The following is a 10,515-nucleotide window of genomic DNA, read 5'->3' as shown; positions in this document are numbered from 1 at the left end:
GTTTTTAAATCGATGCCGTGAGGTATCCGGTTTCGGGACATCTGGACGACCTGCGCAAGCGGGACGGGCTGGGTGGACTGGCAAACCGGTATTCTCACTAATTCAAGGCTGAGTAATATCATCCGCACCGATTTGGCATTTCCATCAAGGTATTGCTTTGATGGAGGCCTGAAAACCACGCGACACTGCTCTGCCGAGTTTCGTGTCATCCGCAAGGATGATCCAGTGTTGTCGTTGGTGGTGTGGACTCTCAAGCGTGAGGTAAGGGCAATTCGTGGATGCCTTGGCGCATACAGGCGATGAAGGACGTGGCACGCTGCGATAAGCGTCGGTGAGCTGTGAGCAAGCATTGACCCGACGATTTCCGAATGGGGAAACCCACCTATCCGATTAATCCGAGCCGCATGGTGACATGAGGTTTGGGTTAATTGGGTGAGGTATCATGTAGCTGAATAAAATAGGCTTCGTGAAGCGAACCCGGCGAACTGAAACATCTCAGTAGCTGGAGGAAAAGACATCAACCGAGATTCCGTTAGTAGTGGCGAGCGAACGCGGACCAGGCCAGTGCCTGAATTTCAACTAGCAGAACGATCTGGAAAGTTCGGCCATAGCGGGTGACAGCCCCGTATGCGAAAGTGAGAATTCAGGACTCGAGTAGGGCGGGACACGTGTAATCCTGTCTGAACATGGGGGGACCACCCTCCAAGCCTAAATACTCGTATGCGACCGATAGTGAACTAGTACCGTGAGGGAAAGGTGAAAAGCACCCCGATGAGGGGAGTGAAACAGTACCTGAAACGGATTGCCTACAAGCAGTTGGAGGGCTTTTATGGCCTGACAGCGTACCTCTTGCATAATGGGTCTGTGACTTAATGTATCAAGCAAGCTTAAGCCGATAGGTGTAGGCGCAGCGAAAGCGAGTCTGAATAGGGCGCCAGAGTTTGATGTATTAGACCCGAAACCCGGCGATCTAGGCATGACCAGGATGAAGGTGCGGTAACACGCACTGGAGGTCCGAACCGATTAACGTTGAAAAGTTACCGGATGAGTTGTGTTTAGGGGTGAAAGGCCAATCAAGCCGGGAAATAGCTGGTTCTCCGCGAAAACTATTGAGGTAGTGCCTCGAGCGAATACCATAGGGGGTAGAGCACTGGATGGTTGCGGGGGTCGCGAGACCTACCAACACTAACCAAACTCCGAATACCTATGAGTACTACTCGGGAGACAGACGGCGGGTGCTAAGGTCCGTCGTCAAAAGGGAAACAGCCCTGACCTACAGCTAAGGTCCCCAAGTCGTGTCTAAGTGGGAAAGCATGTGGAATTTCCAAAACAACCAGGAGGTTGGCTTAGAAGCAGCCATCCTTTAAAGAAAGCGTAACAGCTCACTGGTCTAAACAAGAGATTCTGCGGCGAAGATGTAACGGGGCTCAAGACACGCACCGAAGCTTAGGGTGTGATTGTTTACAATCACGCGGTAGCGGAGCGTTCCGTAAGCCTGTGAAGCGATCTGGTAATGGGTCGTGGAGGTATCGGAAGTGCGAATGCAGACATGAGTAGCGATAAAGAGGGTGAGATGCCCTCTCGCCGAAAGACCAAGGGTTCCTGCGCAAGGCTAATCCGCGCAGGGTGAGCCGGCCCCTAAGACGAGCCCGAAGGGGGTAGTCGATGGGAACCACGTTAATATTCGTGGGCCTGGTGGTGTGTGACGGATGGTGTGTGTTGTCTGACCTTATCGGATTGGTCAGGCTTCGAAACTGTCCCAGGAAATAGCCCCACCGTATAGACCGTACCCGAAACCGACACAGGTGGTCAGGTAGAGTATACCAAGGCGCTTGAGAGAAGTGTCCTGAAGGAACTCGGCAAATTGCCTCCGTACCTTCGGAAGAAGGAGGCCCCATGTAAGCGCAAGCTCTCATGGGGGGCACAGGCCAGGGGGTAGCGACTGTTTAGCAAAAACACAGGGCTCTGCTAAGTCGGCTTCAAGACGACGTATAGGGCCTGACGCCTGCCCGGTGCCTGAAGGTTAAGTGGAGGGGTGCAAGCTCTGAAATGAAGCCCAGGTAAACGGCGGCCGTAACTATAACGGTCCTAAGGTAGCGAAATTCCTTGTCGGGTAAGTTCCGACCTGCACGAATGGCGTAACGACTTCCCCACTGTCTCCAGGACATGCTCAGCGAAATTGAATTCTCCGTGAAGATGCGGAGTACCCGCGGTTAGACGGAAAGACCCCGTGCACCTTTACTGCAGCTTCAGAGTGGCATTAGGAAAGAACTGTGTAGCATAGGTGGGAGGCTTTGAAGCATCGGCGCCAGCTGATGTGGAGCCATAGGTGAAATACCACCCTGTTGTTTTCTGATGTCTAACCTCGATCCATTAGCTGGATCAGGGACCCTCTGTGGCGGGTAGTTTGACTGGGGCGGTCGCCTCCTAAAGAGTAACGGAGGCGCGCGATGGTGGGCTCAGGACGGTTGGAAACCGTCTGTTAGAGTGCAATGGCATAAGCCCGCCTGACTGCGAGACTGACAAGTCGAGCAGAGACGAAAGTCGGTCATAGTGATCCGGTGGTCCCTCGTGGAAGGGCCATCGCTCAACGGATAAAAGGTACGCCGGGGATAACAGGCTGATAACCCCCAAGAGCTCATATCGACGGGGTTGTTTGGCACCTCGATGTCGGCTCATCACATCCTGGGGCTGGAGCAGGTCCCAAGGGTTTGGCTGTTCGCCAATTAAAGTGGTACGTGAGCTGGGTTCAGAACGTCGCGAGACAGTTTGGTCCCTATCTGCCGTGGGCGTCGAAATTTGAGAGGAGTTGACCCTAGTACGAGAGGACCGGGTTGAACGTACCTCTGGTGTACCTGTCGTCGTGCCAACGGCGCAGCAGGGTAGCTATGTACGGACGGGATAACCGCTGAAAGCATCTAAGCGGGAAGCCTCCCTCGAGATAAGATTTCATAGAGCCGTGGAAGACCACCACGTTGATAGATCGGATGTGGAAGTGCGGTAACGCATGGAGCTAACCGATACTAATTGCTCTATTCGCGCTTGAGAGTCTCACACCATCAATGACAGCCCTGGCTCGTCAATGACGGTAACGGATGATACAAAAAGCCTTGATACAAAATAGTGCACGGCATCGATTTAAACCCCCTGTATCCCGCCCGCCGGCTCCATTGCCTGGTGGCTATAGCGTCAATGTCCCACCCGATCCCATCCCGAACTCGGCCGTGAAAGTTGACTGCGCCAATGGTACTATCGCTTAAGCGATGGAAGAGTAGGTCGTCGCCAGGCATTGAAGCCGACGGGCACATACAGACATGAAAAACCCATTCACAATACTACACAACGTCGCGGGGTGGAGCAGCCCGGTAGCTCGTCAGGCTCATAACCTGAAGGTCACAGGTTCAAATCCTGTCCCCGCAACCAACCTCAAAAACCCATTCACAATACTACACAACGTCGCGGGGTGGAGCAGCCCGGTAGCTCGTCAGGCTCATAACCTGAAGGTCACAGGTTCAAATCCTGTCCCCGCAACCAACCTAACTTGTTCAGCCTCAAGCGCACCAGCGTTTGGGGCTTTTTGCGTTCCGGATCCAGCACATCGCGACAGCATCGTGGGGCGCTCGCCGCGCAGGTCGATGGCAAGATCGCCGTCTTCCGGGGTGTCGGCGGGTGGCGCGATGCTGGCGACGCAACCAACCTAACTTGTTCAGCCTCAAGCGCACCAGCGTTTGGGGCTTTTTGCGTTCCGGATCCAGCACATCGCGACAGCATCGTGGGGCGCTCGCCGCGCAGGTCGATGGCAAGATCGCCGTCTTCCGGCGTCAGCACCACGGCCTCGATGAGCGCGCGTAACCGTTCGAACGCCTGCGCCTTCAGCGCAGCGTCCTCGAACGCCGCGGTCAACTGTTCGACCTTCTCGCGGTAGACGCGGCCTAGGTCCGGGGTAAGCAACTGGGATTCTGTGGATGCGGTCTGCCCGGCGTCCTGTTCGGCAAGTAGGACCTTGCGACGCTCATTCCAGGCCTTCATGTCCTCGACGAACATCGCTGCGTCGACACCCTTCAGGATGGCCGCCTTCGCAAGTGTGATCTGCCGGTCGAGATTTGCCAGTTCGACTTCGCGCTCCGGACGAGCGTTGACCGTCTCAGCCGCCAGGCGCCGGGTTTCCGCCTCATACTCGGTGAGGAATGCCGCGACGACATCGTCGCGTAGCATCTCGGTTGCCAAGCCCGCGAGCACGCGTGTGTCGAGATCGTCCTGGCGTATCGTCAGCCGGTTGCCGCATCAGGTGGGACCTTTCTTGGCAGCGCCTTGGCAGCCAAACCGGCTCTTGCCCGATTTGGCATAGCTCGCGCCACAGGTGCCGCAGGTCATCTTACCGGTCAGCAGATATCGCGGGCGCTGCTGTGCGAAGAAGGGCAGGGCAGGGGCCGTCGCTTGCGAGGTCGGTGCTCGCGTCAAGGTCGCCTGCCGGGCCTTAACTCGCTCCCATAGCTCGACGGGCACAATGCGCAGTTCGGGAGCCTCTATGACGTCGGCTCGCATATTTTCCGGATTGATAAAGGCGTGGCGTTTCCCGGTGTCCGGGTTCTTGCGACAGGTCTGCTTACCGTATGGCCGCCGGCCGACATAGAGTAGGTTGTTGAGGATACCGGTGCCACGCGCAGCGTTGCCGGTCAGCGTGTTCGGCGTCCATGCTGCGGCCTTGCCGAGAGGGTGCCTCCTTGTTTTGCCGCTACGTGGCGAGGGCACGCCCTTGGCATTAAGCCGCCGCGTGATGGTGATGGGAGACAGTCCCGCGGCATAGTCTTCGAAAATCCGCACCACGACCGCCGCCTCGGCAGGCACGATCTGCTGCAAGCCGCGTATGCGTTCGCCATTGCCGTCGTGCTCGATGCGCTTCTCATAGCCGTAGGCAGAGCCGCCGGGATTTTTACCCATGGCATGGCGGCGAATCAGCGCATCGCGCGTCTTCTCGCTCGTGGCGCTGAGTTGCTCGGCGTTGATGGTGCCCATCATGCCAATGTGCAGCGGCGTCACCCGGCCTTCTTTGCGCGTAGCTAGAATGATGCCACGGAACCGTAGGCGTTCGAACAGCATCGCGATGTCCGCCTGGCTACGCGACAGTCGGTCCATCGCGTCCGCGTAGACGATCTCAATGCCGCCCGCCTCCACCGCTGCCAGCAGTGCCTTCATCCCGGGGCGGTGTATAGTAGCGGCCGACTCCGCTGCCTCTGTGAAGCAAGCCACTTCGTGCCACCCTTCGCGCACAATTTCGCGTCGGCACATCATCAGTTGCGTTTCAATCGACTGCATGTCCTGCTTGTCCGTCGAAAAACGCGCATAGATCGCGCAGCGCATCATTTTTCCTCCATTTTTGTTCTCCGCATCTACGATGAGTGCAACTTCATAATCGTGGTCGTGTGTCAGCCGCGAATGCGGCCTTCCTTGCGGGTTGCCAGGGCAACGTCACGAAACCGCAGACGATCGAACACCATCGGGATATCAACCTGACTGCGCGACAGCCGGTCCATCGCGTCAGTGTAGACGATGTCGATTCCGCCCGCTTCGATGGCTGCAATGAGCGCACCCATACCGGGGCAATGCAAAGTAGCAGCCGACTTTGTCACGTCTGTGAAGCACGCCGCTTCCTGCCAGCCTTCGCGCACGATCTGCGTCGGCACGTCATCAACTGCGTCTCGATCGACAGCACGTCCTGCTTGTCTGCCGACAAACGTGCATAGATTGCGCATCGCATCATTTTTCCTTCATTCTTGCTTTCCGCATCTACAATGAGTGCAACTTCATAGTCATGGCGGCGTGTCAGCCGCGACTGCTTTGCGTTCCGCGTCGTGCTTCCGCGCGAGATCACGTGCCAGCAGGCGCGCAAGCTCAAGCGCGAGATTGTGTAGCGTGCAGGGCGGCTCGGACGGCATCCTCCCCAATTAAGGACTGCGGCGTCAGCTCGGCTCCAACCTACCCACAGGGTTACATACTGGACTAGGTTTCATGCACTCGTCCTGCGAAGGATTCACCGTTTGATGATAAGTAATTTACTGCACGCACGGACGAGAGATATCTTCTTAGGGCTGAAACCCAATCAGCCTATTGATCTGTGGGGAGCGTCCTGATTCACCGGTGGCGTGACGATGGAGGCGGTAGATGGCGTTGTTCTGGTTGTCGGACGAGGCGTGGGCGGCGATCGAGCCGCATTTGCCGAAGAACCAGCCTGGCGCCCGGCGTGTCGATGACCGGCGGGTGATCTCGGGCATCATCCACGTGCTCAAGGTCGGCTCGCGCTGGTGCGACTGCCCGGCGGACTACGGTCCGTCGACGACGATCTACAATCGCTTCAACCGCTGGTCGCAGCGCGGGTTCTGGGTTCAATTGCTCGCTGCGCTGGTTGACGCAGGCGTGGTGACGAAGAGCACCGCGATCGACAGCACGTACATCAAGATTCAGCGTGCAGCGTTCGGCGCAAAAGGGGGCGCTCGGCGCAAGCGATCGGGCGGTCGCGAGGCGGCTGGACCACGAAGATCCATGCGCTCACCGACGTCGTCGGCCGTTTCTATGCGCTGATGCTGACACCGGGCAACGTCAGCGACATCAAGGCCGCGCCCACCCTGCTCGAACGCGCCGGTCGCATGCGGTATCTGCTCGGTGACAAAGGCTATGACGCCGACAGCCTGCGCCGTTCGCTCCGTGAGGCAGGTGCTGTTCCCGTCATCCCCGGGCGACGCAACCGCAAGCGAACCATCCGCTATGACAAACAACGATACCGCGCTCGTCACCTCGTCGAGAACGCCTTGCTGTCGCCTGAAGGACTTCCGCCGCGTCGCTACGCGTTACGACAAGCTCGCCGCCAATTTCCTGTCCGCTGTCGCCCTCGCAACAGCTGTTGCCTTCTGGCTATGAATGAGTCTGAACCCTAGGAATTTAGAAGCGTCCAGTCCGCTACCGGCTTAGACTCTCGACTACGTGAGAGCTCAGCTTAGCGAGGCGATTGCGTCCGCTATCGCCAACAGTTGTCGTTCGCACTAGCCCGCGCGAACGGCAGGAAAGTCCCATTTCACGTCATTCATGAGATCAGACGGTTTTCAGTAACGCAATCCAGTCGTGACGTGGCGGGTCAGCGTTTCATTTTTAACAATCGCGAGCAGCTTTAATGTTAGGGTAGGTCGTCGCCCTCTGACGAACGGCATGACGGGCTAATGGTCAGCATCCAGACGATTTAGCATCGACAGTGTGTCAGCAAATTAAAGTGGCAGCATGTCCCCGCAACCATCCTAACTTGTTCAGCCTCAAGCGCACCAGCGTTTGGGGCTTGTTGTGTGTCGAGGCCCGCGCATTGCAAAAATGCTCGTCGGAGCCGTTGACCAAAATGTCCAGAACAGCGGCAAGGCGATGTAAGCGCGGTCTGAAGGCCGCCTTGTTATAGCGCCGGTGGTGGCGATGCTTATCGTTTTGCTCACCCGCCAGCAACTCACCACGCTTCTTTGGCAGTCCGCCGGACAAGCCGGCTCACGCCCGCTCTCAGAACCAGATTCTCACGCCGGCGACAAAGCTGAAACCACCAGTCCCGTCGCCGCGGGCCTTCGTCCAGCCGGCGGTGTCGCCGAATTGCCGTTCCCACGACACGCCCATGTACGGCGCGAATTCGCGGGACTTTTCGTACCGAAGCCTCAGGCCGAGTTCGAGGTTGGTGAGGCCAGATCCGATGCCGTCGCATCGCACGTCCTGGGCCGAGAAATTGGCCTCGACGCGGGGCTGGAGTACCAGGAACTGCGTTACCCGCTGATCGTACCATGCCTCTGCCCGGGCGAGAACATTGCCCTTGTCGGAGAGGAATATAGCGCCCTCGACGTCGAACCAATAGGGGGCCAGCCCCTCGATCCCGATCGTTGCGTAGGTACGCGACGGGTTGGGCGTGATGTCGTGGCGCACGCCCGCCTGAAGATTCCAGTACGGGTCGAGCGCGCGGCTGTAGAGGGCCTGCACTTCGGCGGCCGCAAGCGATTGACCGAAAAGACCTTCGCCCTCGCTTTTGAGGGTCAGGCGGTCGATATCGCCGCCGATCCAGGCCGCGCCGTCCCACCTGTAGCCATCCCGGCCGCTGCGCGCCTGATATTCGGCAAGATTGAAGAGAAGCTGATAATAGGTCATCCCGCCATGCTCGCGGCGCAGATCGCGGTTGGACTCGCGCATGATGTCTTCGCCGTAAAAGCGGGATGCGGCGAGCGTGGTGGATGGGGCAGGAGCCGGCGCGTTGCCCGGTTTCAGATCGGTGCCGACCGGCCGCGCCGCCATCCCGGGCATGGGTGCCCGGTCGTGCCGCATGGTCTGGCCGGGCGTCACCTCCATGCCCGGCATTGCCGACATGTCATGGCCGGCGTGCGGATCGGTCGTGTCTGCACCGTCCATGGTCATGCCCGGCATCGCGTGGCCGGCATGAGGGTCGACCACAGGCCGGGCCGCGGGCCTTACGGGTGCCTTTCTGGCTGGAGGCCTGACAGGAGCCTTCTTCGCAGCCGAGGGGCGTGACACGGTCGGCCGCTTCGCCGGCATCGTCATGCCCGGCATCATTGCATGGTCCATCGTCTGCGCCGTGGCGGGTGCCGTGGCGACCAGCGCGCCGATACCGGCCAGCAGCAGCGCCTTCACGCCGCGTCCCCCGTCACGGCGCGAACCTGGGCGACCTGCATCATGCCGGCGTGCATGTGATAGAGCATGTGGCAGTGGAACGCCCAGTCGCCCTCGTTGGCGGTCACGTCCCAGCTGACCATGCCGCCCGGCTGTACCATGACCGTGTGCTTCCTCGGGCTGTAGGCACCATGGCCCGTTACCAGTTCGAAGAAATGGCCATGGAGGTGGATGGGATGACCCATCATCGTGTCGTTGACCAGCGTGACGCGAACGCGTTCGCCGGCAATGAAGGGGATCGGTGCCTTCACCTCCGACAGTTTCACGCCATCGAACGCCCACATATAGCGTTCCATGTTGCCGGTAAGGTGGATCTGCACCGCGCGCGATGGCGCGCGCAGATCGGGATTGCGGTCCACCGCGACCAGATCGCGGTAGGTCAGTACGCGGTGCCCGACATCCTCCAGCCCCTGCCCGGGGTCACCGGTGCGATCCATCGGCATCGGTGAGATGGTCTGCACGCCCGGTCCCTTCCTGACGCCGGGCGCACGCGTGAAGTCGCGCATGTTCATGTCCATCGCACCGCCGCCGCCGCCGGCACCGTGCGCCATCTGCGAATGGTCCATCGCCGCGGCAGGCTGTTCAGCGGCGGTCGTGGCCCCATGGTCCATTCCGGCCATGGTGCCGTGGTCCATGCCCTGCATCGAACCGCCGCCCGACATCTCCATATCCATCCCCATGTCCTTCATGGTGGCGACGGGGCGCTTGCGCAGCGGGGGGACATCCGCGGCCATGCCCACGCGGGGGCTGAGCGTCGCGCGCGCCATGCCGGACCGGTCGACGCTCTCGCCGACCAGCGTATAGGCGCGCGCGTCCGTTGGCGTGACGATGACGTCGTACGTTTCCGCCACGCCGATCTGGAACTCGTCCACCTCGACCGGTCGCACGTTCAGGCCGTCCGCCTGGACGATGCTCAGCGTCAATCCCGGGATCCGGACGTTGAAGGTCGTCATTGCCGATGCATTGATGACACGCAGTCTCACGCGTTCGCCGGGCCTGAACAGCCCCGTCCAGTTATCCTGCGGGCCGTGGCCATTGACGAGGTAAGTGTAGGTCGAACCCGTCACGTCGGCGATGTCGGTCGGGTCCATCCGCATCCTGCCCCAATCGAGGCGATCGCGGAGCGGCTGGTCCTGGCCCTGCAACAGGCCCGCCAGTGTCTGCTGCTGCCGATTGAAATAGCCCGCCTGCTTCTTGAGCTTCATGAAGATGCGGTGCGGGTGAAGCGGGCTGTGATCGGACAGCACGATGACGTGTTCGCGATCCGACTGGATCGGGTCGATGCCTTTGGGGTCGATCACGATCGGGCCGTAAAGTCCCATCTGTTCCTGCAACCCGGAATGGCTGTGATACCAGTAGGTGCCGGCCTGCACGATCGGGACCGTATAGGTGAAGGTCGTGTGCTTCGCGATGCCGGGAAAGGAAACGCCGGGAACGCCGTCCATCTGGAACGGCACGATCAGGCCGTGCCAGTGGAGCGAGGTCTGTTCGTCGAGCCCGTTTTCGACATGCAGCCGCACGGTCTGCCCCTCGCGCAGGCGGATCAGCGGGGCGGGTACGGTGCCGTTGATGCCGATGGCGTGGCTCGGCCGCCCGTCGATCATCATCATCTGATGCGCCACCCGCAGCCGGATATCGTCCCCCGATACGGTCGGCAGCGGCCTGACGATACCCGCCGACACGGGTTGCGCCCATGCCGGCATATACGCGGAGAGGGCAACGCTTCCCCCTGCAAGACTGGCACCGCGCAGCACCTGGCGACGGTCGAAAACGCGCGACATGACAGCTCCCTGGGATCGGTCCGTATCTGGCCCG

7 protein-coding genes, 2 tRNA genes and 2 rRNA genes are annotated in these 10,515 nt (G+C 59.8%); 6 read left to right on the top strand and 5 right to left on the bottom strand.

From position 1 onward, the window contains the following. Positions 1–251 precede the first annotated feature (251 nt). The 4 genes from ASE75_RS03730 to ASE75_RS03715 all read left to right on the top strand — a co-directional run bounded on the left by ASE75_RS03730 (position 252) and on the right by ASE75_RS03715 (position 3,534). Positions 252–3,047: ribosomal RNA gene (locus ASE75_RS03730) — 23S ribosomal RNA — on the top strand. Positions 3,048–3,173: 126 nt separating this feature from the next. Then, a 5S ribosomal RNA gene (gene rrf / locus ASE75_RS03725) occupies positions 3,174–3,288 on the top strand. Between the two features lie 58 nt (positions 3,289–3,346). Continuing rightward, positions 3,347–3,423, top strand: a tRNA-Met gene (locus tag ASE75_RS03720). 34 nt (positions 3,424–3,457) lie between these two features. Continuing rightward, positions 3,458–3,534 (top strand) — tRNA-Met (locus ASE75_RS03715). Here ASE75_RS03715 and ASE75_RS15045 read toward each other — a convergent pair. From ASE75_RS15045 to ASE75_RS15040, 3 genes are all read right to left on the bottom strand, one after another. Next, positions 3,505–4,215: a hypothetical protein gene (locus tag ASE75_RS15045; protein ID WP_162233705.1), complete on the bottom strand. Its 711-nt coding sequence runs from the start codon at positions 4,213–4,215 to the stop codon at positions 3,505–3,507. The two genes, ASE75_RS03715 and ASE75_RS15045, sit on opposite strands and share 30 nt — an antisense overlap. A 69-nt stretch (positions 4,216–4,284) precedes the next feature. After that, positions 4,285–5,361, bottom strand: coding sequence for a recombinase family protein (locus tag ASE75_RS03710; protein ID WP_162233704.1), 1,077 nt, complete (start codon positions 5,359–5,361; stop codon positions 4,285–4,287). Positions 5,362–5,426: 65 nt separating this feature from the next. Then, positions 5,427–5,753, bottom strand: a complete 327-nt coding sequence (locus ASE75_RS15040) for a recombinase family protein (protein WP_082463770.1) — start codon at positions 5,751–5,753, stop codon at positions 5,427–5,429. Positions 5,754–6,162: 409 nt separating this feature from the next. Here ASE75_RS15040 and ASE75_RS16005 point away from each other — a divergent pair, with 409 nt between their 5' ends. Together ASE75_RS16005 and ASE75_RS16000 are read left to right on the top strand one after the other, a co-directional pair. Further along, positions 6,163–6,579 carry an IS5 family transposase gene (locus ASE75_RS16005; RefSeq protein ID WP_055928838.1) on the top strand — a complete coding sequence of 139 codons (417 nt, stop codon included), beginning with the start codon at positions 6,163–6,165 and terminating at the stop codon, positions 6,577–6,579. Then, on the top strand, positions 6,504–6,932 hold the full coding sequence (locus tag ASE75_RS16000) for a transposase (RefSeq protein ID WP_327196308.1): 429 nt from the start codon (positions 6,504–6,506) through the stop codon (positions 6,930–6,932). Before ASE75_RS16005 ends, ASE75_RS16000 begins: the two co-directional genes overlap by 76 nt. A 601-nt stretch (positions 6,933–7,533) precedes the next feature. Here the strand turns inward: ASE75_RS16000 and ASE75_RS03700 are convergent. After that, the gene (locus tag ASE75_RS03700; RefSeq protein WP_443025286.1) at positions 7,534–8,580 is read right to left on the bottom strand and encodes a copper resistance protein B; all 1,047 of its coding nucleotides are present in this window, start codon (positions 8,578–8,580) and stop codon (positions 7,534–7,536) included. Positions 8,581–8,657: 77 nt separating this feature from the next. After that, positions 8,658–10,481, bottom strand: coding sequence for a copper resistance system multicopper oxidase (locus ASE75_RS03695; protein ID WP_055928834.1), 1,824 nt, complete (start codon positions 10,479–10,481; stop codon positions 8,658–8,660). Between the last annotated feature and the right edge of the window lie 34 nt (positions 10,482–10,515).

Source organism: Sphingomonas sp. Leaf17 (genome assembly GCF_001421505.1).
Taxonomy (GTDB): domain Bacteria; phylum Pseudomonadota; class Alphaproteobacteria; order Sphingomonadales; family Sphingomonadaceae; genus Sphingomonas.
Note: the sequence above shows the minus strand (reverse complement) of the source record. Positions and strands in the feature narration are given on the sequence as shown.

Bases quoted from the DNA above. Each gene is read 5' to 3' on its own strand.
- ASE75_RS15040 (WP_082463770.1), bottom strand. From the start codon at position 5,753: ATGCGCAATCTATGCACGTTTGTCGGCAGACAAGCAGGACGTGCTGTC.
- ASE75_RS03700 (WP_443025286.1), bottom strand. From the start codon at position 8,580: ATGCCGGGCATGACGATGCCGGCGAAGCGGCCGACCGTGTCACGCCCC.
- ASE75_RS03695 (WP_055928834.1), bottom strand. From the start codon at position 10,481: ATGTCGCGCGTTTTCGACCGTCGCCAGGTGCTGCGCGGTGCCAGTCTT.
- ASE75_RS15045 (WP_162233705.1), bottom strand. From the start codon at position 4,215: ATGCTACGCGACGATGTCGTCGCGGCATTCCTCACCGAGTATGAGGCG.
- ASE75_RS03710 (WP_162233704.1), bottom strand. From the start codon at position 5,361: ATGCGCTGCGCGATCTATGCGCGTTTTTCGACGGACAAGCAGGACATG.
- ASE75_RS16005 (WP_055928838.1), top strand. From the start codon at position 6,163: ATGGCGTTGTTCTGGTTGTCGGACGAGGCGTGGGCGGCGATCGAGCCG.